The organism is Bradyrhizobium hipponense, assembly GCF_008123965.1.
Classification (GTDB): Bacteria; Pseudomonadota; Alphaproteobacteria; order Rhizobiales; family Xanthobacteraceae; genus Bradyrhizobium; species Bradyrhizobium hipponense.
The window spans coordinates 77,443-100,289 of record NZ_VSTH01000053.1 but is presented as its reverse complement, the minus strand read 5'-3'; the positions used below and the strand labels follow the sequence as shown (position 1 = coordinate 100,289).

Below are 22,847 nucleotides of genomic sequence, written 5' to 3'. Positions count from 1 at the left end.
TCATGGAATCGGTCGTCTAGCCCGATATCTCGCGCCAGAGGATCGGGCGCGCATGCAGCTGAGCCTCGCCGGGCTCAACGTCACCTCTCAGGAGCCGCGCGAACTCGCGCCGATAAAGCCGCAGCCAGCCGGTTTTCAGGCTGGCGAGGAAATCGAGCTCCCGTTGCGTCAATGTGCACATCATGAACCCGGTCAGGTTGCGAGAAGCGCCGTCAGCCGACGAGGCTCCCCATCGTTTTGACGTCCGCGCTACCAGGGAAGACCATCTCGGCGAGAACCTTCTCTTCGACGCGCAGATGATCCCTCAGCAAGCCTTTCAGCACCGCGCGCAGATCCGTGGTCGGCTTGAGGTCGCGATCCTCGAAGAGCTGAGCGGGCTTCAGTCCCGGCCAGTCCGCGATCACGCGGCCGCCAGCGAGCGCACCACCGATGAGGAAGGCGACCGTACCCGTGCCGTGGTCCGTGCCTTGCGTTCCGTTGATACGCGCAGTGCGGCCAAACTCGGTTACGACGGCAACCACAGTCTCGTGCCAGACCTCGCTCAGGTTGCTCTCGATCGCGGCAAAAGCACCGTCGAGAGCTCCGAGCAAATTGTAGAGCTGGCCCGAGGCCGCGCCTTCCGCGATATGCGTGTCCCAGCCGACGAAACCCATGGCGCCGACCCGCGGGCCGTCGGGCTTGGCGAGATAGCGGGCGGCGGTGCCGGCAGCCTCAGCGAAGTAGGCGCGTACGCGCGCGATGCCGGGCGGCGGCAGCGTTGGATCGTCCGACATAGGATCCCCGCTAGCCATCGCGCCGTCGAGCGAGGCGAGCTTCATCCGCGCCTGAAGCACGGTCGCGAGCTTCGGATCGGTGTGCTGGTAGAGATCGAGCAGGCGGCTCTGCGTGTCCGCGCTCGCTGGCAGCAGTTTCTGCGGCGCCCACGTCATCACCGGCGCCGAGCCGCGCACGACGAGCGGGGTGACCGAGCCGATGCCGAGCGCGCGGCTGCCGCGCGGATCGACGCGCCCGCCCGCCTCCAGCGCGACCAGCGCGCGGTTGAGCCATCCCGAACCGGTCATGCCGGGCTTGGCGAGCCCGCTCTCCAGCACGTCCTGGCCGTCGAAATGCGAGCGCTCGCGATAAGGCGTCGCGGTGGCGTGGACGATCGAAGCCTTGCCGGTCTTGTAGAGCCGGTGCAGGTTCGGCATCGCCGGATTGAGCGCGAAAAAGGAATCGAGCGGCAGCGCCGGCGTCTTGCCGTCCAGCACCAGCGCACGATCGCCGCGCAGCGAGCTCCAGTCGGGATCGCCGACCGGCGCGACTGCGCCGAGGCCGTCGAGCGCGCCGCGCAGGACGATCACGAGCAGGCGCGGATCGCGTCCTTCCGCGCGCGCGAGCCGCGGCATCTGGCTCCATGCGAACAGTGCACCGGAAGAGACCAGAAGCTCGCGCCGCGTGGGCCAATGATCGACGAGCCCCATGCTCACCTCCTCTGAAAATCAGCCGACATGAACAACAGCGCCAGCGCCTGCGGCCGGCTCTCGGCGCGACCGACCGCTTGCTTCACCTCGGGCGCGATCTCGGAGGCGAAGACGTCCTCGATGATGACTTGCGGATCGGCCATGCCCGTGATGCGCTCGGCAAAATTGTTGGCGACGTCGAGCCGCCGGCCAACACCGTCGATCCAGCTCGCCTCATCGTCCGGATAGCCCTTGGGCGCGGGCGGACGCCAGAGCGCCTCGCCGAGCAGCTCCTGGCCTCCGGTGTAGCGCACGGGATCAACCTGCGTGATGCCGGTCGCACGCGCCATGCCGACGACCCATTCGCCGGGACGCTTGAGCTTCGAAGGTGGTCCGCGCCACGCCTCGTCCGACGACACCATCGCGATCGCAACCTGCTTGAGATCGCCCTCCGTGTCGCGGAAGGTCTTCGCCATTTGCTCGACAAGGACCGGCGGCGGCTCGTCGGCAACGAAATGGCGCGCGAGCTTGGTCGCGACATGGGTCGCGGTCGCCGGATGCGCCGCGAGGTCGCGCAACACGGCGCGTCCCTGCTCGACGTCCTCCTGCTCGTAGCGCTTGCCGAGCACGGTCTGCCCGCCGGGCTCGTGCAGCCGCGGATTGAAGGTGAACTCGCCGCCATGCTGGGGATCGGCCCCCGGCGGCACCAGCGTCCAGCCGGTCAGGACGTTGGCGAAGCTGATGACGTCATCCTGGGTGTAGCCGGTGCGCACACCGAGCGTGTGCAGCTCCATGATCTCGCGCGCGAAATTCTCGTTGAGACCGCGGCTGCGGTTGATGCCGGCCGTCGAGTTGGCGCCCATCGACTCCAGATTGTCGAGATAGAACAGAATCGCAGGATGGCCTTCGACGGCCAGCAGGAGATCGACGAAGTGGCCGAGCGCGTGAGCGCGAACGGCTTCGCGCTCATAGGCACCGGACATGCTCTGAATCCTGTTGGCCGAGACGCAGAAATGGTTGGACCAGAACCAGACCAGCCGCTCGGCGAAGCCGATATCGGCGGCGAGCGCGGCTTCCGTGCGCAGCTTGGCCTCCTGCAGGTAGATCGGGCGTCCGGGATCGGGTACCGCTTCGGCGGCCTGCTTGGCCGCCATCTCGACTGCGTCCTTCTCGGCGCCCTGGCCCTCCGCTTGCCCTTGTGCCTGCCCTTGCGCCTGGTCATTCGACGCAGCGGGAACGGCGGCCATCTGCTGCTTCTTCGCCTGCTGCTGCGCCTGCCTGGCGCGTGCCGTGCGCCGCGCGTTGGCATCGGCCACGGTGCGATAGGCTTTTGCACTGGAAGGAAGGCTGGCAGCAGCAGTCAACGCGAGCGGCCGGTCGAGTTCGGCGATCAGCGCGCCGCGCGGATCAGTCCCGACCACGGCGATAGATCCCGGTCGCGGCCCCATCCCGAAACGATGAAGCGCCAGCACGGCCTCGGCCCTTGCGGAATTGCTCATGACGAACGCCCAACTCTCCAAGCCCGCCCGACACGCCGCAATGCGCGGTGGCAAGTTACGAATTGTAATGCTACGTAGCGTAACATTAGAGGTGAGCTGGTGCAAGCTGAGATTGAGCGCCGCCGCGCTCTAGCGACGGGGCGAGCACACACCCGCCAGACAGCGGACCCGGGCGAGGAGTCTAGAAATTCGGCCCAAGCGCGATCTTGGTGATCGTGCCATTCCTGACGCCGATGCGCCATTCCGCCGAACCATTGGCGAACTGGGCGATGTAGATGTCGCTGTCGAGCGCGGTGACGCCGCGGAACGAGACCGCGCGTAACGCGCCGAGCCGCGCCAGGATCGCCTGATCGAATGCAAGCTGCTGGCGCGTGATGTCAGCGACCTCTGACGTCATGCGGTCGTAGTCCGGCTGCCCCTTGCCGACACTTTCGATATAGCGGCGCAGCATCTCCTCGCCATTGGCGATCGGAACGGCGCGGCGAGCGGCGCGCCCGGGCCGCGCGCCGAGGTTCGAAGCCTCGACATTATGAAAGCGCGTCTGCCGGCCCGGCACCAGGATCTCGAGACACCGTCCCGACTTGTCGGCGATCATCCAGGGATTGTTCACGGTGGTCGTGGAGGCCCACGTTATGTTGGGTCTGACGAGGCTCTGCGTCTTGCGGCTGCCATCGGCCTCGATATTGAAGACTTGGATGTCGTCGGCCAGCTCATTGTAGACCATGATCCTGATCGGCGAGGTGCCGGCATGGCCGCGCACACTCGCCTCCTCTGAACAAGGCACGATGCCGCCGAGTTCGTCGTTGCCGTCGGGCCGGAACAGCACGTCGCCGGCCTTGCCGTCGGGCTCGAGCATCAGGCGGAATTCGGCCGTGCCGTTCTCGAACTTCGCGCCATAGATGTCATAGCCGCCGGGGCCGACGCCACGGAAGAAGAGCGATTCCACCGCACCGAGCGCCACGAACGACGCGCGCATTTCATTGAGCTGCCTGTGGACCTTGGCCGCCAGCGGCGCGCTCATGCGCTCGTAGTTGGGCGTGCCGCGGCGCAGATCTTCGATCCCGCGCAGGATCATCTCCTTGCCGCCGTCAGCCGGCACCTGCTCCCTGAATCGGTCAGGCACTTCCGCGAGGCGGCGCGCGAAGTCGGCCTCGACCGCCTGCGCCACTGCCGCGTCGATCCGCGGCGCCAGGCGCGCGCCGAAAACTGCGTTCTGGACCAGAACGCGCGCGACTTTGGCCTGCTCGTCACGCAGGAAGATCAGCAGATTCTCGCCATGGATCGAGAAGACGTCGGCACCTTCGGCGAGAAGCGTCGCCCGGCCCTGCACGGTTTCCTGTACCTGGAGCCGATCGCCATCGCGCCGCACCGCCAGCACACGGTTCGGCGCAATCCGGTACCAGCCGACATACTGATCGAGCGAGGCGGGTTCGGCAGCCGCCATTGGCATCTCGGCGACGCGAAGGGCACGCACGTCGCGGCCGTTCATGCGCAGGATCAGCTCGGAAGAGCGGCGCTCGGGATCAAGCGGGAACGTGATCTCGCCGGACGAGGCCACGTAGGACGCGGTGCCGTCATTGCCAACCGTCAGGCGCAGCCTGCGCTGCCCGGTGAGCTGGCCGTAGAGGTCGTCGCCCTCGCGGAAGACCGCGAACACCGAGGCCGGGCCCATGGCATAGAAATTGACGAAGGGGTGATAGTGCGGGGCCGGCGCCTCGCCGAGGTCTGCAGCGAAAGGCGCAGGGTCCGGCGTCCGATAGGCGATCATGCCCGCCGATACGATCACGGCCGGCACAATTGCAGCCGCGATCCACAGCCGTTTGCGCCAGCCGACCGCAACGGGCATGGCTGCAGCTGCGATGATGCGCTCGACACGGGCACGGACGGTGGAGACCCGCGCCATCGCGAGCTCCATTGGCCGCGGGTTTACAGAGGTCGCGACGTCCAGCAGGATCTCCGCATAGGACAGCCGGTCGTCGATGACTTCGATCGCCTGGGCGTCGCTGATGATCTCGGCAAGCTCGGCAAGGCGCGCCAGCTGCCACCACGAAAACGGGCTGAACCAGAACACCGCGCGGTTGAGGGAAGCAAGCAGCAGGACGTAGAAGTCGCGATTGGCGACATGGGCGCCCTCATGCGCGAGCACTGCGAGGCGCTTCTTCGCGTCCCAGCCCGCGAATTGCGGCGGCACCAGAATGGTTGAGCCGAAGGTGACGGGACCGCCGACGTCGCGGCTGATGCGCACGTCGGCATCGATCATTATTGAGTCGCGCATCGGCTGCGCGGCCCGCACAAGGCGCCAGGTCAGGCAGAGGCCGATGGCGAGCCGCAACAGCAGCAGGCCGGCGACGCCAGCATAGACGATCGTGATCGCCAGCCGCCAATCGATCGACACAGTACTCACGGCCGGCGACTCGATGGTAGCGCCGGGCGTGATCGGCAAAGCCGGCTGCGGCGTCTCGAGCATCGAGATATCGGCCGGCCAAAGCTCGTCCGGCACTGGCACGGAGAGAGGCAGCCGGGCGATGGTGAGCGTCGGCCAATGCATCACGAAGGGCATCGCCAGCGATACCAGCAGTACGATGACCCAGGCCGTCATGTGGACGTGCGGATTGCGCACGCGAAACAGGTTGAGACCGAACCAGACGACGCCTCCCAGCACAAAGGAGCGTAGCGCCGCCTCCGCCAGAGTTGCGATCATTCTTTCTTCACTCCCCTCGCCTTCTTTGCCTTGGCCACCTGATCCGCCAGCGTGCGCAGCTGCTGCTGGTCGAGCATCGCATTGTCCACCATGCCGACGAGGACTTCCTCCATCGAGCCGTTGCAGAACCAATCGACGATGCGCTGCACCGCCTTGGCCGCGACGCGAGCGCGGGGCTCGGCGGCGTGGTAGACGTAGGTTCGTCCGTCCACCGTGTGGTTGGCGTAGCCCTTTTCTTCCAGCCGACGCAGCACCGTGCGTACCGTCGATTCCTTCAGACGCCGCGACAGCCGTTCGCGCACGACTTCGGCCGTCACCGGACCATGGGCCCAAACCAATTGCATGACCTCATGCTCGAGGTCGCCCAATTCGGGCAAACGATCGTCCATGGCATCTGACCTTGCGACTTGAGAGCTTGTAACGCTACAGAACGTCGCATATACGGCCGCGCCGCGCAACGGCGATTCTACCTGAAATGGTGTCGCCGAGCTGGCCTAACCGCCATCGGGCTGGAGTCTCGGCTCAGTACCGCGGCTCGTACATCTGCGATTGGACCAGCGCTTTCACGTCGTTGGGCGCGGGTCCATCCGCCAGCCCGCGCTGATAGGCGACGTCTGCGACCGCGGCAGCGATACGGACCGAGACCTCGCGGATGCGGGGCAGCGCCGGATAGAGGCTGCCCTGCCCCAGGTCCTCCTTGCCGACGCAATCGGCGAGCGTATGGGCCGCCGCCATGAACATCTCGTTCGTCACGAGGCGCGAGCAGCTGGCAATGACACCAAGACCGACGCCGGGGAAGATGTAGGAGTTGTTGCCCTGGCGCGGCACAAAGGTGCGTCCGTTGAGCGTGACCGGGTCATAGGGGCTGCCGCAAGCGAACAGCGCGCGACCCCCGGTGTAGCGGTAGGCATCTTCCGCCGAGCATTCGGCCTTCGAGGTCGGGTTGGAGAGCGCGAACACGATCGGATGCTCGTTGAGCGCGGCCATCGCCTTGAGCACGTCGGGCGTGAAGGCGCCGCCGACCGCGGCGACGCCGATGATCGCCGTCGGCTTCAACGTGTTGATCGCGGTCAGGAAATCGGCAATCGGCGCCTGATCGTTATGAGCATAACGGAGCTTGTGGCCGGAGAGACTCGCCCGGCCACCAACGACGAGGCCGCGGGAATCCACCAGCCAGTTGCGGCGGAGCGCTTCGGCCTCGGAGGCGCCCTCCGCCATCATGGCGGAGACCACCAGATCGGCAATGCCGGTCGCCGCCTCGCCGGCGCCCAGGAACAGGATGCGTTGATCCCGGAGCTTGCCGCCGCTGATGCGCAGCGCCGAGAACAGGCCGGCAAGCGCCACCGCCGCCGTGCCCTGGATGTCGTCGTTGAAGACGCAGGCCTCGTCGCGATATTTGTGCAGCAGCTTGAACGCCGAGTGATTGGCGAAATCCTCGAACTGGATCAGCACACCCGGAAACGTCTTTCGCGCGGCGACCATGAATTCGTCGACGAAGCCGTCATAGGCCTCACCCGTGAGCCGCCGTTCGCGCAGACCGAGGTAATAGGGATCGTTCAAGAGCTCTTCATTGTTGGTGCCAACGTCGAGCAGGATCGGCAGGCACAGCTCGGGATGCACGCCGGCACAGGCCGAATAGAGCGAGAGCTTTCCGACCGGAATGCCCATGCCGTTGGCGCCGAGATCGCCGAGGCCGAGGATGCGTTCACCGTCGGTGACAACAATGAGTTTTGCAGGATAAGGCCAGTTCTTCAAAATTTCCGCGATCTGGCCGCGGTCACGCGAGGAGATGAACATGCCGCGCGGCCGCTGGAAGATCAGCCCGTATTTCTGGCAGGCGAGTCCGACGGTCGGGGTGTAGATGATCGGCTGGATCTCGTCGATATTGTCGACAACGACGCGAAAGAACAGCGCCTCGTTGCGATCATGCAGCGCATTCAGCGCGACATATTTTTCGAGGTCCGTCGGCAGCATCCGCAGATTGGTGAGCACGCGCTCGACCTGCGTCTCCATCGTCAGCAGGCAAGGCGGCAACAGGCCGCGCAAGCCGAGCGTGTCACGCTCCGCTTCCGTGAAGGCAGTACCTTTGTTGAGCAAGGGATCGCGCAGCAGCGTCATGCCATGCTGCGGATTCGACGATGTCGATTGGGCAACGACGCGGGCAGGTCTATTCACGAATCCCCCAAGGAATTTCTTTTTGAACCGACAAACATTGTCGGCCAGCGCTCCCTGGAGATCAAGGACGTAGAGCTCGTACTTCGATTGTGATCTCGCACCGCAGCGAGATTGTCGGGCAGATCGCAGGCCGCGCGCGGCGCAAAAGTTAACGGCGGCAACGTTATTCCGGCTTGATATCGGCGGCCTTCACGATTGGCCATCTACCCAGCTGCACGTCGCGGCGCCGTATTGGCGGTGTCATCAGCCGGCGGCGCGATCTGCATCAAGATGGTCTGGACGGGGGATGCGACCTCGATCCCGCTCTGCTGGAAGCGCAGCTTCATACGCCGGTTGAATTCGCGCTGCACCGGCCAGCGACCTGCCTCGGTACAGCGGATCTGGCCGACGATCGACACCATGGCGCCGTCGACCTTGTCGATACCCCAGAGCTCGAGGTCCCCCCGGATCACGCCACGGAATTCGGGCTCGCGGCGCATCTCCTCGACGATGTCCTTGAGGATCTGACCTGCGCGGTCGGTATCTTCCTTGTAGGCGACGCTGACGCTGACGGAGGCGTTGCCGGCGCCGCGGCTGGAATTGGTAATGGTCGTCACCGCGCTGAACGGCACGATGTGCACCGCGCCGTCGCCGGCGCGCAGGCGGATGGTCCGGATCGAGACGTTCTCGACAACCCCGGAGAGTCCCGAGACGCTGACGTTGTCGCCAACCTGCACCGTGTTCTCCAAAAGCAGGAACAGGCCGGTGATGAGATCCTGCACCAGCTTCTGCGAGCCGAAGCCGATGGCGATGCCGACGATGCCCGCGCCAGCCAGCAGCGGCGCGACATTGACGCCGATCTCGCTCAGCGCCGTGAGGCCGACGATGGTGGCGATCAGGCACAGCAGCGCCGTCCGCAGCATCGGCTGGAAGGTGCGCAGCCGCGCGGCACGGGCATAGTGTCCGTCCCGCGACAGCGTATTGATCTGGCGATCCAGCAGCGCGTTGCTGGCTTCCCAGATCGCGGCAGCGATGCCTGCGGCGAGCGCGATCGTCACCACGGCCGAAAGCAGGCGGCTACCGATCTGGCCGCCATAGAACCAGACGATGGCGTCGACACCCCAGACTTCGAGCACGGCCACGAAACCGACGAAGGCAATGACGCCCGAGACGATTTTGCGCAGCAGCGGCAGATAGCGGTTCGCACGGATTTCTAGGCCCGGAAAGCGCTGCAGGATCTCCGGCTTGATACGGAAACCGCGGTCGATCAAGCTCAGCGTCACCATGATGGCGACGCGCGTAATCAGCACCACCACGATGGTGCCGACGAAATATTGCAGCAGCAGCGAATAGCCGTTGCGGATGTTCAGCGCCCAGACCGCCCACAGCGCGACGACGAGGGCGATTGCAAGATAGTGCCAGCCGCCCGCGATGCGGGTGCGCAGGCGCGCCGCAATCCCCTGCTGGCCAGCAGGCGCGCGAATGGCCTCGGCGACCTGGCGGCGGCATTGCAGGATGATGACCGCGATGAAGAGGTGCACCACCAGCATTACCATGCGCAGCAACGCCGCATACCCGGCGCGATGCAGGCCGAGCAGCAGCGCCACATTGGCGAAGGCGATGCCTGTTACGCCGACGCCGACGATACGGCGCGCCCAGATCTCGATATAGGCCGCTGTCTCAGCGCGCACCGGAATCAGGCCGAACGGCCCCGCCAGCGCGCGGACGACGCAGATCAGCCCGCGCGAGAACACATAGGCGTTGACGACAGCGAGGATCACGAGGCGGACGGTGACGGGATCGCCGATCTCCGTTCCGAGCAGCGCCATCGCCGCGCCGACGAAGGCGAACACGGGCAGAAGTTCGAGTACGAGACGACCGAGCACGAAGGGCAGCCGGAGCAACATCTGCCAAGCCCGCGCCAGGCTCTTGCGGCGTTTGTGCAATTCCGGCTCGGGGGTGACATCGGCCACGGATAATGGCGGGTCGGCAACGGGCAGCGCCTGCGGCGGTAGGCCCGCAGTCTGCGGCACGCGCGCTTCAAGGAACAGGACCGGACGCCGGATCAGCCGGAAGATCACCCACTCCGCGCAGAGCGCGCAGCCAAACACCAGCGCCAGCTTCCAGGCAATCTCGATCAGGAGATTGTAGGCCGCGGGATCATTGGCGGTCCGCACAAACCAGTAATAGAAGGCCGGAAAGTGCGTGAGCGTCCGCGCCATGCCCGCGATCTCGCGCGAGATCTCGCCAATCTCCTCCGACACGGTAAGCAGAAGCTGCGCGCCGAGCCCGTCGGCCGAGAGCGGGATGGGCGATTTCTGCTCTGGCGGCGGCGTAGGCTGCTGACCAGACGCATTTGCGATCGCGCGCAACGTGTCGATCATCTGCGCGCGCTTCTGATCGTCCTGGAGGGTTTCGAGCGCGCGCCTTGCCTCGTCCGGGGACAGCGCGGCAGCATGGCTGGTGGCCGGCGCAGGCGGCTCGGCACGGGCGCCGCAGAGAGATGAGATTGCGAGGAAGATGGCAGCGAGAAGCGCCGGGGCAAGCTTATGCGACACGAGGATTCCTTGGAAAAAGAAGATGCGCCGGCGGAATCGGAATCGTCACCACCGAAACGCATGCGTCATGTCGGATGCGGCTATTCGCCCGGGTGCTGTGTCGGAAGTTTGCCGATGCGGCGACATTCTCTTGGCATTTGCCGCGCGATGCGGATCGGGAACTGGGAGGATGTTCAGTCAAAGTGTTATGGAGAAGAGCGAATTGGGTTGCGGTGCGCGCACAGACATCTCCGTCACTCCTGGAGTCGGTCCGGAATGACGGCGATGAGGAGCAGAGGGAAAGCGGATATCACGGCATTCATGCCCCCGTCAGGGCATCCCGGACGATAAGCGCGTTGCAAAAAAACAGCGCCGGGCAGGTAGGGGCTCTGCCTGACTGATGCAGCCCTCTAAACCTTGACCCGGCGTGCCGTTCGCGGTTTTTTGCCGCTATGCGATAGTCCGAACGAGCTCCATCGCAATTAACGCGGCTGGATTTGCGGAGGTGGCGTCATAGACCTCCCCTTGCTCATGAAGTGGACGTTGCGCGTCGCTTAGTTGCGACCACCCGGATGGTCCTCCCGTGACACAAAACTGTCAAGCGGGATCAATGGCGCCGAAATCACATTTGAACATTCCATCCCTCCAGCGACAGATTGGCCATCGCGGAAGGTTCCCCTCACCCGGATGCTTCGCAATCCTATCTCCCCGCAAGTGGGGCGAAGTGAAGCGCCGGCGATCAAGCCAATGCACCGTCCCGCCTCATCACCGCTTTCCGCTCGCCTTCCCTTCCCGCTCCAGCGCCTTGCGCACTTCCTTGAACTCCTCCAGCGAGGCGTTGTCCGCGCGCGGAAAGCGCAGATCGAGCCGCTCGAGCGCCGCGACAATCACCGAGCCGATTACGACGCGCGCGAACCATTTGTGGTCGGCGGGCACGACATACCACGGTGCCTGAGGCGTGGCTGTGTGGCGCACGATGTCCTGGTACACCGCCTGATAGCGCGGCCACAGCGCGCGCTCCTTGATGTCGCCCAGGGAGAACTTCCACTGCTTGGACGGATCTTCCAGCCGGCCGAGGAAACGCTCGCGCTGCTCCTCCTTGGAGAGATTGAGGAAGAACTTCAGCACCACGGTGCCGTTGCGCGCGAGATAGCGCTCGAACGCGGAGATGTCCTCGAACCGCTCTTTCCAGATGTTCTTTGTCACGAGCTTTTGCGGCAGCTTCTCTTTGGCGAGGATCTCCGGGTGCACGCGCGTCACCAGGCATTCCTCGTAATGGGAGCGGTTGAAGATGCCGATATGGCCGCGCTCGGGCAGTGCGAGCACATGGCGCCAGAGGAAATCGTGATCGAGCTCCTTGCTGCTCGGCTGCTTGAATGCGTGGACCTCGCATCCCTGCGGGTTGATGCCCTCGAAGATCGCTTTGATCGCGGAGTCCTTGCCGCCCGCATCCATGCCCTGGAGCACGATCAGCAGCGACCAGCGATCCTGGGCGTACAGCTTCTCCTGAAACTCCGCGAGGCGCTTCTTGTTGGCCTCGAGAATCTCCTGCGCCTCTTCCTTGTCGAGATCGCCCTTCGCGTCGGTCTTGTGCGCCTTGAGATGAAACTTGCCGGATCCATCGTAGCGGAATGGCGTGATGTAACGGTCAAGCTCCTGGGCGAGCGATTTGGACGGCTTCTTGCTCATGAGCGCGGGGCACCTTGCGTTGCGGCTTCAATCGGTCGAGCACGCTACCAAGGATGCCCTTGGGAAGGAATATGATGAAAAGGACGAGCAACACGCCATAGACGAGGTTGTCCCAGCCGACCGCCCTGGTGCCGAAGCCGATCCGCAAGGTCTCAGCCAGCAAGATGGTGATGACCGCCCCAACAGTCGGCCCCAGCGAAACGAACAGGCCGCCGACAATGGCGGCGAACACCATCTGAAGCGACACGGCGATGCCGCTGACGGTGTCCGGCGTGATGAACATCTGGTACTGGCAGTAGATCGCGCCCGCCAGCGCCGTCATCAGCGCGCTGATCAGCGTGATCTTCAGCTTCTCCGCGGTGACGTTGACGCCGGCGGCCGCCGCAGCGTCCTCATCCTCCGAGATCGCTTCCAGCGCGTAACGGCTCATGCTGCGGTCGATCAAGTGCCAGACAATGATGCCCACGAGCCATACACCAAGCGCGATCAGGTACCAGGTCGTCTTGTCGTCGAATTGCAGCGCTAGCAGCTTGTTGCCCAACGTGCGGCTTGGCGTGTAGCCGAGCGAGCCGCCGGTATAGTCGCGCGTCGCCGTGATGACCTGGAGCACGATGCCGGAGAGCGCCAGCGTCACCAGCACGAAATAGTGCCCGGTGATGCGGAAGCGGAAGCAGGGATAGCCGACGATCAGCGCCAGCACGCCGGCGGCAGCCATGCTGATCGGGATGCCGATCCAGGGCGACAAGCCCACGTGGTTCCACAGCAGCGCGGTGACATAGGCACCGATCCCCATGAAGCCGCCATGGCCGAGCGAGACGAGGCCGAACCGTCCCATCATCGACCACGATGTATAGGCGAACGACCAGATCAGGATCAGCACCAGGATGTGCAGGTGATAGGGGTCGCGATAAACGAAAGGCAGCGCGACGAGTGCCGCCAATCCCACCGTCCACGCCGCAAGCCGGCCCTGCCCCATCATCGGCGCCTCGCAAACAGGCCCGCGGGCCGGATGAACATCATGACGATGAAGAAGGCGAAGGCGAGCACGTAGCCCCATTCGAGGTCGGAGAACAGGCCGCCGAGCGAGATGATCTCGGCAAAGACGAACGCGGCGATGAAGCCGCCGATGAAATTGCCGAGCCCGCCGAGCACACAAATCAGGAAGGTGATCGGGCCAAAGGAGAGGCCGACGAAGGGATGCACGTCATATTGCAGCACGAGCAGGCACGCTGCGAGCCCGGCGAGCGCGCCGCCGAGCGCGGACGTGACGAGATAAATGCGCCTGGTGTCGACGCCCATCAGCGCCATGATCTGCCGGTCCTGAGAAATGGCGCGGATCGCGGTGCCGGTGAAGGTGCGGGTCATGAACAGATAGACCGCGATCATGCCGACCAGCGCGGCCAGAAAGGACAGCAGCCGTGCGTAGCTGAAATTCATCTCGCCGAAGGCCAGCACCGGCAGGCGGATGCCGAGATTGCGGAAGTCGATGCCGAAGGCGACGGTGGCAAAGCTCTGGAGCACGAACAGCACCCCACCCGTCGCGAGCAACTGATTGATCGGCGGCGCGGTCAGCAATGGTGCGATCACGAGGTAGTGCAGCGCGGCGCCGAGGATCGCGACGAGCATGATGGTGAACGGCGCCGCAATGAAATAGCTGAGGCCGTAATACTGCACCATGAAATACATGGCGTACATGCCGATCATGACGAGCTCGGCATAGCAGATCCAGGTCACGTCGATGACGCCGAAGATCAGATTGAGCCCGAGCGCGAGCAGCGCCAGCACGCCGCCGAGCAGGATGCCGTTGATCACGGCCTCCAGCAAGTAGACGTCGAAAATGTCCAGGAATGCCTGCATGCTCGCGTCCGTTCCCTCACACCCCGAGATAAGCTTCCTTGACGGTGTCGCTTGCCAGCATCTCGGCCGAGGTGCCGGTCGCCCTGATCGTGCCGGCCTCGATCAGATAGGCGCGATCAACGACGCGCAGCACCTGCTGCACGTTCTGCTCGACGATCAGCACCGTCAGCCCGCGCGCGCGGATCCGCTTGACGAGCTCGAACACCTGCTGCACCACCACCGGCGCCAGCCCTGCGGATGGCTCGTCGAGCAGCAAGAGCTTTGGATTCGACATCAGGGCACGGCCGATCGCGCACATCTGCTGCTCGCCCCCGGACATGGTGCCGGCCATCTGCTGGCGGCGCTCCTTCAGGCGCGGGAACAGATCGAACACGACCTCCAGCCGCTCGACATAGTGGTCGCGCGCCTCCTTCATGAAGGCGCCCATCTTCAGATTGTCGTCGACGGAGAGCTTCGGAAACAACCGGCGGTTCTCCGGCACATGCGCGATGCCCAGGCTGACGATCTTGTGCGGTGGTGCTGCGACGACGTCGACGCCTTCCATGGCGATCGACCCGCGCGATGGACGAATCAGGCCGGAAATGACGCGCATCAGGGTTGTCTTGCCGGCGCCGTTCGGACCGATGACGCCAACGGCCTCGCCGGCCTTCACGTCGAGATCGACGTTGAACAGCGCCTGGAATGTGCCGTAACCGGCGTTGATGGACCGAAGCTCCAGCATCGCTAGCCTCCGGCGCGGCGGCGCGCTTCGGCGGCCGCGGCCTGGGTGGTCTCGGCATCGGTGCCGAGATAAACCTCGATGACGCGCGGATCGCCGGCGACCACGCTCGGCAGCCCCTCGGAGATCTTCTCGCCGTGATCGAGCACCATGACGCGATCGACGACGCGCATCAACACGCCCATGATGTGCTCGACCCAGATGATGGTAATGCCGAGCTGGTCGCGGATGTTACGCAGCATGTCGGCCGCCTGGTCCATTTCGGCGTCGTCGAGGCCGCCTAGGCTCTCGTCGGCGAGCAATAGTTTCGGCGCGGTCGCAAGCGCCTTTGCCAGTTCGAGCTTCTTCAGGCCGGCCGCGCCCAGGCCATCGACGCTGGCATGGCGATCTGTCGGCAAGCCCACCATCGCCAGCGACCGCTCGGCGGCCTCCTCGGCTTTGGCGCGGCTGTGGCGGCCCTGACCGTAGAATCCGGCGAGCGCGACGTTCTCGAAGATGGTCAGGCGGCGGAACGGCCGCGGAATCTGGAAGGTGCGGCCGATGCCGCGGTTGATGATTCGGTGCGGCCCGAGACCCGCGATCTCGTGCCCGGCGAACAGGATCGATCCGGACGTCGGCACCAGCGTGCCGGAGAGCATGTTGAAGATCGTGCTCTTGCCCGAACCATTCGGCCCGATCAGGCCGAGGATCTCACCCTGATCGACCTTGAACGACACATTGTTGACGGCGGTGAAGCCGCCGAATCGCTTCACCAGACCGCTGACTTCCAACACCAAAGCTCTCCGCCGCTACTGGTTGCTGTAAGTGGTGCCCTTCGGCAGCGGCAGCACGGCCTCGCGCTGCGCCTGGCTCTTGGGCCACACCACATGGGACTTGTCATCGAGATACTGGATCACCACCGGGAACGAGCGCTCGTTCTGGCCCGCCATCGGCGTGCCCTCGCCGTAGAACTTGACGCCGAAGCCGAGCATGGTGCCGCCCTCGGGAATGTCGGTGTCGAGCGCGGCCTTGCGCAGCGCGTCGGGATCGACCCCGCCATATTTCTTGATCGCGCGCGGCAGTACGTCGGCCATGAAGACGTAGGTATTGGACGCGCCGATGCCGACATGGGCCGAGCGGATGGCGACACCCGGTCTGATCTTGTCGAACTCCTCGCCGACCATCTTGATCACGGCCGGAAGCTTCGGATCCATGGTCTTCTGGTTGGCGAGCCAGATCGAGATCGGGTCGGCGTTAAAGATGTAGGTAGCGTCCGCGCCCATGCCCTCCTTCAGCTTCTCGTAGACACCGTAACCCGCGCCATGCCCCATCAGTGCGCCGAACTTCAGTCCCTGCTCGCGGGCTTGGCGCAACAATAGCGTGATGTCGGGATTGTAACCGGTGTGGAAGATCACGTCGGGCTTGGCGCGCTTCAGCTTGGTGACCAGCGCCGATAGATCCGGCGCGGTGGCCGAATAGCCTTCCTTCATCACCACATTGAAGCCAGCCTTCTTCGCGCCGGCCTCGTTGCCCTTAGAGACGTCGACTCCATAGGCGCCGTCCTCGTGGATGATGGCGACGCGCAGATCCTTCGGCTCCTTGCCGAACTTCGCCTTGGCGTTCTGCGCGATGAAATCCATCGTCATCATGCCGAATTGGTCGCCGCTCGCCTGCGGTCGGAACACGTATTTGTAACCCTTCTCGTTGAACACGGCCGACGAGATGCAGGTCGTCATCCACATGAACTTCTTGAGCTGCTCGACGCGGGCCGCGACCGGCACGCATTGCGCCGAGGAGAAGAAGCCGAGCACCATGTCGACCTTCTCCTGTTCGAGCAGGCGGACGGATTCGTTGATGGCGATGTCGGGCTTGCTCTGCGCATCGGCGTAGACCGCCTCGATCTTGTAGCCCTCGACGCCGGTCTTGGCGAAATGGTCGAGGATGATCTTTGCACCGACATAGTTGAGCTCGGACCCGCCGCCTGCGAGCGGTCCGGTCAGGTCGAACACCACGCCAATCTTGATCTTCTTCTCCTGAGCCTGTGCCGAAGCCATCAAGCCCGTCGCGGCAATCGCGACCAACAGCCCACGTACCAATCGGGCAGCCATGCGCAGGCGCATCAAAACCTCCCTGGACGATTGTGCATTGCATTCGTCTTGCTTTTGGTTTTTGCCCATCACATGGGCTGAGCGAAGCGATGTCAAGCCTCGCGCGTCAGCGCGAGTCGAACTGCTGTGCGACGAAGGCCGTGACAAATCGCGGCATGGACGGCGTCAGATCATTCATCTCGCGCACGAGATGAATGGCCGACAGTTCCGGCTCGGCCTCGCGCGCGAGACTGGCTTCGATCCGGGCCCGAGCGGCCTCGCCCGGCACATCCAGGTTGAGAACCTGGATCATTGCAATCGTGGGGCCGGTAACCACGCAGTGCCAGTCCGGTTGAGCCCGGTAGTCGCCGGCGGTCAGGCCGGTCTCCTCCGTGATCTCGCGGACGACGCTGCCGGGAATGTCGAGCGCGTCGTTCTTGACGTCGTCGAGATCCGGCGTGCCAGAGGGGAAGTAGATGCGGCCCGCGTTGGCGGTGTGCTGCCCCATCTCGCCCATCACGAAGGCGCCGTCCGAGGCAAGCAGCGCGCCCATGCCAAAGCCGTTGAACACGGCAGGATCAGGAAAGCCCCAGTCGCGCCAGGCAAGAAAACTCGCGAAATCGGTCTCGAAATAGGTCGCGGAAAGATGGCCGCTCGTGAAAACGGCATCGCGCCCGAGCAGGATGCGGCCGTTCCATATCTTCGGCCGCTCGCGCTGCTTCTCGGCGAAATGCGCCGCGATCTCGGCCCGACGCTCCTCGGCGAACGGCCAGACGATCGGCCTCACGGCAAGATCAAGCGTCGTGACGCGATGGATGACCGGTGACGTCATGACGCCTGGCTACAATGCCAAAGCGTCGGTTATTTGGCGCTCCCCGTGGTCTTCTTGGCCTGCTCGACATATTTGTTGGTGAAGGTCTTGCTGACGTCGATCTTGGCGTTCGCGACCTCCGGCGAGCCGACGCTGAACACCGCGAGCACGGCGTCGGCGCCCTTCGGGTCCATCTTGCCGGTTTCGGAGTACATCGGGATCGTGTTCTTCAGCGCGGCCAGATAGAGATCCTTGTTCTTGCCGACCGTCTCCTCCGGCATCTTCGCCATGATCTCCTCGGGCGAGTGCGAGTGGATCCAGGCGAGCGTGCCCAGGATCGCATTGGTGAGCGCCTGCACCTCTTTCTCGTGGCCGTTGACCCAGGCCGCGGTCGAGTACAGTGCACCGCCCGGATATTCGCCGCCGAACGTCTCGAGCGTGTCCTTCTGCGTGCGGGTGTCGCTGAGGATGCGCAGGTCCTTGTGGCTGCCCTGGAGCACGGTGACGGAGGGGTCGAGCATGACGGCTGCGTCGATCTGCCCCTGCTCCATCGCGGCGACCGCAGTGGCGCCGAGGCCGACGCCGATCACCGCAGTGCCGGCGGGATCAAGGCCGTTCTTCTTGAGCATGTATTTGAGGAAGAAGTCGGTGGAGGAGCCGGGCGCACTGACACCGACCTTCTTGCCGGCAAGGTCCTTGATCGACTTGATTTCGTTGGTGTGCGCCGGCGAGACCACCAACACGAGGCCGGGATAGCGGTCATAGACCACGAAGGCCTGGAGCTCCTGCTTCTTGGCGGCCAGATTGACGCAATGATCGAAATAGCCGGAGACGACGTCAGCGCTGCCGCCGAGCACGGCCTTCAGCGCATCCGAGCCGCCCTTGAGGTCGACCAATTCGACACTGAGGCCGGCCTTGTCGTACTCGCCGAGCTGCTTGGCCAGCACCGTCGGCAGATAGCACAGGCAGGAGCCGCCGCCGACTGCGATGGTGATCTTGCTTTGCGCTGCGGCAAGGCTGGCGGTGAGCGTCAGCGCGAGCAGCGCGCCGGCGAGCCTGGCAAACGTGTTCTTCATTGGTTTCCTCCGTTCGGCTGGCGGCACCATAGAGCAGCGGGACTGGGTTGAGAAGCATGGCTTAAGGCACCGGCCATCGGCCCTTCGGCGCAATAGCATGGGGGCACCACAACAATTCTCGATAGAGAGGGGGAGGGAGCGCACCTTGCGTGTGGCTCGCAATCAGAAGCCAATTTCATCGTGCTCAGCCGCGTCCATCCGGCGCGGTCGGCCGCCACACCAGCAAACGCCGCTCCACCAGCGTGACCCCGAAATCGATCAGGATGACGAAGGCCGACAGCACGAACATGCCGGCGAACACGCCGGCGACGTCGAACACGCCTTCGGCCTGCTGGATCAGATAGCCGAGACCTGCGGCCGATCCCAGATACTCGCCGACGACCGCGCCGACCACGGCAAACCCGACCGAGGTATGCAGCGAGGAGAACATCCACGACAGCGCCGAGGGCCAATAGACGTGCTGCATCAGCTGCCGCTCGCTCATCCCGAGCATGCGGCCATTATCCAGGATGGTGCGGCTGACCTCCTTGACGCCCTGATAGACGTTGAAGAACACGATGAAGAAGACCAGCGTCACGCCGAGCGCGACCTTGGACCAGATGCCGAGGCCCAGCCACAGCGCGAAGATCGGCGCCAGCACGACCCGCGGCAGCGCGTTGACCATCTTCACGTAGGGATCGAACACCGCAGCGACCAGCGGCTGGCGTGCGAACCAGAAGCCGATCAGCACGCCGCCGAGCGATCCGATCACGAAGGCCAAAATCGATTCCACCAAGGTGATCCACAGGTGCTTCCAGATCACGCCGGAAGAAAACCATTTGACGATCTGGCTGAATACGTCGACCGGGTTCGAGAAGAAGAACGGCGGCAGCAAGACCTTGCCGAACACCGGGACGGTGGAAAGCAATTGCCACAGCACGAGACAGACGACCGCGACCAGCACTTGCAGCGAGAGCAACGTCACGCGCGTCATCAGACCACCTCTGCCGCTTGCGTGGATTGCGCGTAGCCCTTCATCACCTCATCCTTGAGCACACTCCAGATCTCGCGATGGAGCGAATGGAATTCCCTGTCGAGCCGCACCTCGAAGATGTCGCGCGGGCGCGGCAGCATCACGGACCAGTCGCCGATGATGCGCGAGGAGGGTCCCGCCGACATGATCACGACGCGGTCGGCGAGCGCGATTGCCTCTTCCAGATCATGGGTCACGAACAGCACGGCCTTGCGGTCGGCGTTCCAGAGATCGAGCAGCAGATTGCCCATCACCTGACGCGTCTGCGCATCGAGCGGCCCGAACGGCTCGTCCATCAAGAGGATCTTTGGATCGCGGATCAGCACCTGCGCCAGCGCTACGCGCTTGCGCTGGCCGCCCGAGAGCATGTGCGGATAGCGATTGGCAAACGCCCCGAGACCCACCGAAGTCAGCCATTTCTGCGCGCGCGGAAGCGCCTCGGCGCGCGGGGTGCCCCTGACTTCCAGCCCGATCGCGACGTTGTCGAGCGCAGTTTTCCAGGGGAACAGTGCATCCGCCTGGAATAGATAGCCGGCATCCCGGTTCAACTCTGCGAGCGGCCGGTCGAACACCTTGACGCTGCCGGCGGCGGGCCTCAATAGGCCGGCCGCAACGTTGAGCAGCGTCGATTTTCCACAGCCGGTCGGCCCGACGATGGCGACGAACTCGCCCTGCGCCACCGTGAGATGGGCCTTCTCCACCGCGGTGTAGACCCGCCCGTCCCCCAGCCGGAACGCGACTTTGGCATCTTCAAGGGCCACTGCCGTGGGCATTGTCATGTGTTTCCTCCGAACCCGGATGATGCCTTAGCCTCTGGCGCGGGCAAGTTCAATCAACCGGCCAAGCGTGCTATGCATGGGGTCTTGCCATCCCCGCCCTCCATAGGCGGATCAGCGAAGTGAGCCCCGCCCGATGCATTCCAGGCCGATGATTGGCTATGCGCGTGTCAGCAAGAGCTTCGGCCCCACCAAGGCTGTGGACGACGTGTCGCTGGACATCGCCGAGGGCGAGTTTGTGGCCGTCGTCGGCAGCTCGGGCTCGGGGAAGACGACACTGCTGCGGCTCGCCAATCGGCTGATCGAGGTCGATGGGGGCACGATCACGGTCGAGGGCGAGGACGTGCACAACATCGATCCTGTCGCGCTGCGGCGGCGGATCGGTTACGTCTTCCAGAGCGGCGGACTATTCCCGCATCTGAGCGTCGCCGACAATATCGGGATCACGCCAAAGCTGCTCGGCGCGCCCGCGGCCGACATCGTGACGCGCGTCGACGAGCTGCTCGAGCTCGTGCAGCTCGACCGCAGCGCGCATCGCGACCGTCTGCCCGAGACACTCTCCGGCGGCCAGCGCCAGCGCGTCGGCGTCGCGCGGGCGCTTGCGGCACGCCCCCGCATCGTGCTGATGGACGAGCCATTCGGCGCGCTGGATCCCCTCACCCGCGACGCGCTCGGCGAAGATTTTCGCGAACTGCATCGCAAGCTCGGTCTGACCACCGTGATGATCACCCATGACATGACGGAAGCCATTTTGCTTGCCGACCGAATCGCCGTGATGCGCAGCGGGACGCTGCTTGCGCAGGGCACCCCGGCGGAACTCACGGAGAGCGGCGACGATTACGTGCTGGAGCTGTTGCGGACGCCACGGCGCCAGGTCGAGCGATTGAATGCTCTGTTGCCACGGAGCGGTGCGGCATGAGCTTCATCGGCGATCCGCGTTGGGGCGAGGCGCTGTCGCATCTGCCCGACTATCTCGGCAACCACGTGCGCGTGAGTCTCGCCGCGCTCGCACTCGGCTTGATCGTCAGCCTGCCGCTAGCAATCCTGACGCGCAACCGCCCCGCGCCGCGGGGCATCCTGCTCGCACTCGCCAGCATCGTGCAGACCGTGCCGGGACTGGCGCTGCTCGCGCTGTTCTACCCGCTGCTGCTGGCGGCGGCGTCCGTGTCGCTCGCCTTGTTCGGCGCCTCCTTCTCGGCGTTCGGCTTCCTGCCCGCGATGCTGGCGCTCGCGCTCTATTCGATGCTGCCGGTGCTGCGCAACGGCATCACCGGCTTGAACGGCATCGACCCGGCGCTGATCGAAGCCACCAAAGGCGTCGGCATGACCGCACGACAATCTCTGGTCATGGTCGAGCTGCCGCTGGCGCTGCCGGTGATGATGGCCGGCATCCGCACCGCCGCGGTCTGGGTGATCGGCACCGCGACACTGTCGACACCGATCGGGCAGACCAGCCTCGGCAACTACATCTTCGCCGGGCTCCAGACCCAGAACTGGGTGTTCGTGCTGTCCGGCTGCGTCGCCTCGGCGCTGCTGGCGCTCGCCGTCGATCAACTGCTCGGCCTGATCGAGAATGGACTGCGCCTGCGCAGCCGCCTGCGCTCCGGGCTCGGTGCCGCGGGCATCCTGGCGTTGGTAGCAGCAACGCTGGTGCCGTGGATGGCACGTTCATCGCCGGGATACGTGGTCGGCGCCAAGACCTTTGCCGAGCAATATGTGCTCTCGGCCCTGCTCAGGGAGCGCCTGCAGGCGTCCGGTCTCCCCGCCACTGCGCGCTCCGGCCTCGGTTCGAGCGTCATCTTCCAGGCGCTGAAGGCCGGCGACATCGATCTTTACGTCGATTATTCCGGCACGCTCTGGGCCAACCAGCTGCACCGCACGGATATCAAGCCACGCGCGGAGCTGCTCGCGGAGCTGAAGGCCTCACTCGCCAAGGAAAACGTCACCTTGCTCGGTGAGCTCGGTTTCGAGAATGCCTATGCGCTGGTGATGCCGAAGCAGCGCGCCGAGGCACTCGGCATCCATAGCATTGCCGACCTCGTCGGGCATGCATCGACGATGTCGATCGCCGGGGACTACGAGTTCTTCTCGCGGCCCGAATGGGCGGCGCTGCAGAAGGCTTATGGCCTTCAGTTCCGCGCCCAGCGCCAAATGCAGCCGGACTTCATGTATGCAGCGGTCGCCAGCGGCGAAATCGACGTGATCGCCGGCTACACCAGCGACGGGCTGATCGCGAAATACGATCTCGTGGTGCTCGACGATCCCAGGAACGCCATTCCGCCTTACGATGCAATCCTGTTACTGGCGCCGAAGCGCACCGGGGACGAGCAATTGCAAGCGGCACTCAAGCCGCTGCTCGGCAAGATCGACATCGCCACGATGCGCGAGGCGAATCTGCGCGCGGCCGGCAATGACGCGACTTCATCGCCGGATGTGGTGGCGAAGTGGCTGTGGGAGAAAATCGGCAAGCGGTAGGGACGTGCCGTTCATTCAGTGTCGTCCTGGCGAA

Annotated in this window: 19 protein-coding genes; 2 read left to right on the top strand and 17 right to left on the bottom strand. The window is 64.6% G+C overall.

What is annotated here, in order from left to right; translation table 11 throughout:
- Nucleotides 1–16 precede the first annotated feature (16 nt).
- The 17 genes from FXV83_RS42805 to FXV83_RS17460 form a co-directional block, all read right to left on the bottom strand.
- Nucleotides 17–184 (bottom strand): hypothetical protein, encoded by a 168-nt coding sequence (locus FXV83_RS42805; protein ID WP_187435974.1) that lies wholly within the window; start codon nucleotides 182–184, stop codon nucleotides 17–19.
- Between the two features lie 28 nt (nucleotides 185–212).
- The gene (locus FXV83_RS17535; RefSeq protein ID WP_148740650.1) at nucleotides 213–1,463 is read right to left on the bottom strand and encodes a DUF1501 domain-containing protein; all 1,251 of its coding nucleotides are present in this window, start codon (nucleotides 1,461–1,463) and stop codon (nucleotides 213–215) included.
- 2 nt (nucleotides 1,464–1,465) lie between these two features.
- Nucleotides 1,466–2,941: a DUF1800 domain-containing protein gene (locus tag FXV83_RS17530; RefSeq protein WP_148740649.1), complete on the bottom strand. Its 1,476-nt coding sequence runs from the start codon at nucleotides 2,939–2,941 to the stop codon at nucleotides 1,466–1,468.
- A 181-nt stretch (nucleotides 2,942–3,122) separates the two neighbouring features.
- On the bottom strand, nucleotides 3,123–5,642 hold the full coding sequence (locus tag FXV83_RS17525) for a M56 family metallopeptidase (RefSeq protein WP_148740648.1): 2,520 nt from the start codon (nucleotides 5,640–5,642) through the stop codon (nucleotides 3,123–3,125).
- On the bottom strand, nucleotides 5,639–6,031 hold the full coding sequence (locus FXV83_RS17520; protein ID WP_148740647.1) for a BlaI/MecI/CopY family transcriptional regulator: 393 nt from the start codon (nucleotides 6,029–6,031) through the stop codon (nucleotides 5,639–5,641). The genes FXV83_RS17525 and FXV83_RS17520 overlap by 4 nt, the downstream gene beginning before the upstream one ends.
- A 133-nt stretch (nucleotides 6,032–6,164) precedes the next feature.
- The gene (locus FXV83_RS17515; RefSeq protein WP_283811714.1) at nucleotides 6,165–7,817 is read right to left on the bottom strand and encodes an NAD-dependent malic enzyme; all 1,653 of its coding nucleotides are present in this window, start codon (nucleotides 7,815–7,817) and stop codon (nucleotides 6,165–6,167) included.
- A gap of 203 nt (nucleotides 7,818–8,020) precedes the next feature.
- The gene (locus tag FXV83_RS17510) at nucleotides 8,021–10,354 is read right to left on the bottom strand and encodes a mechanosensitive ion channel domain-containing protein (protein WP_148740646.1); all 2,334 of its coding nucleotides are present in this window, start codon (nucleotides 10,352–10,354) and stop codon (nucleotides 8,021–8,023) included.
- 744 nt (nucleotides 10,355–11,098) lie between these two features.
- Nucleotides 11,099–12,022 (bottom strand): polyphosphate kinase 2 family protein, encoded by a 924-nt coding sequence (locus FXV83_RS17505; RefSeq protein WP_148740645.1) that lies wholly within the window; start codon nucleotides 12,020–12,022, stop codon nucleotides 11,099–11,101.
- Nucleotides 11,982–13,001, bottom strand: a complete 1,020-nt coding sequence (locus tag FXV83_RS17500) for a branched-chain amino acid ABC transporter permease (RefSeq protein WP_148740644.1) — start codon at nucleotides 12,999–13,001, stop codon at nucleotides 11,982–11,984. The genes FXV83_RS17505 and FXV83_RS17500 overlap by 41 nt, the downstream gene beginning before the upstream one ends.
- Nucleotides 12,998–13,879: a branched-chain amino acid ABC transporter permease gene (locus tag FXV83_RS17495; protein ID WP_148740643.1), complete on the bottom strand. Its 882-nt coding sequence runs from the start codon at nucleotides 13,877–13,879 to the stop codon at nucleotides 12,998–13,000. Before FXV83_RS17495 ends, FXV83_RS17500 begins: the two co-directional genes overlap by 4 nt.
- Nucleotides 13,880–13,895: 16 nt before the next feature.
- Nucleotides 13,896–14,600, bottom strand: coding sequence for an ABC transporter ATP-binding protein (locus FXV83_RS17490; protein ID WP_148740642.1), 705 nt, complete (start codon nucleotides 14,598–14,600; stop codon nucleotides 13,896–13,898).
- A 2-nt stretch (nucleotides 14,601–14,602) separates the two neighbouring features.
- Nucleotides 14,603–15,370, bottom strand: a complete 768-nt coding sequence (locus FXV83_RS17485) for an ABC transporter ATP-binding protein (RefSeq protein ID WP_148740641.1) — start codon at nucleotides 15,368–15,370, stop codon at nucleotides 14,603–14,605.
- A gap of 15 nt (nucleotides 15,371–15,385) precedes the next feature.
- Nucleotides 15,386–16,696, bottom strand: coding sequence for an ABC transporter substrate-binding protein (locus FXV83_RS17480; RefSeq protein WP_148740640.1), 1,311 nt, complete (start codon nucleotides 16,694–16,696; stop codon nucleotides 15,386–15,388).
- A gap of 94 nt (nucleotides 16,697–16,790) precedes the next feature.
- A complete protein-coding gene (locus tag FXV83_RS17475; RefSeq protein WP_148740639.1) occupies nucleotides 16,791–17,495 on the bottom strand; it encodes an NUDIX hydrolase in 705 nt (234 codons plus the stop codon).
- A gap of 29 nt (nucleotides 17,496–17,524) precedes the next feature.
- Nucleotides 17,525–18,550 carry an ABC transporter substrate-binding protein gene (locus tag FXV83_RS17470; RefSeq protein WP_187435973.1) on the bottom strand — a complete coding sequence of 342 codons (1,026 nt, stop codon included), beginning with the start codon at nucleotides 18,548–18,550 and terminating at the stop codon, nucleotides 17,525–17,527.
- 184 nt (nucleotides 18,551–18,734) lie between these two features.
- Nucleotides 18,735–19,523, bottom strand: coding sequence for an ABC transporter permease (locus FXV83_RS17465; RefSeq protein WP_148740637.1), 789 nt, complete (start codon nucleotides 19,521–19,523; stop codon nucleotides 18,735–18,737).
- Nucleotides 19,523–20,341 (bottom strand): ABC transporter ATP-binding protein, encoded by an 819-nt coding sequence (locus FXV83_RS17460; protein WP_148740636.1) that lies wholly within the window; start codon nucleotides 20,339–20,341, stop codon nucleotides 19,523–19,525. The genes FXV83_RS17465 and FXV83_RS17460 overlap by 1 nt, the downstream gene beginning before the upstream one ends.
- 133 nt (nucleotides 20,342–20,474) lie before the next feature.
- Here FXV83_RS17460 and FXV83_RS17455 point away from each other — a divergent pair, with 133 nt between their 5' ends.
- Both FXV83_RS17455 and FXV83_RS17450 read left to right on the top strand, forming a co-directional pair.
- The gene (locus FXV83_RS17455) at nucleotides 20,475–21,257 is read left to right on the top strand and encodes an ATP-binding cassette domain-containing protein (protein WP_148740635.1); all 783 of its coding nucleotides are present in this window, start codon (nucleotides 20,475–20,477) and stop codon (nucleotides 21,255–21,257) included.
- Complete coding sequence (locus FXV83_RS17450; protein ID WP_148740634.1) at nucleotides 21,254–22,813, top strand: glycine betaine ABC transporter substrate-binding protein; 1,560 nt, start codon at nucleotides 21,254–21,256, stop codon at nucleotides 22,811–22,813. Before FXV83_RS17455 ends, FXV83_RS17450 begins: the two co-directional genes overlap by 4 nt.
- Nucleotides 22,814–22,847: the final 34 nt, after the last annotated feature.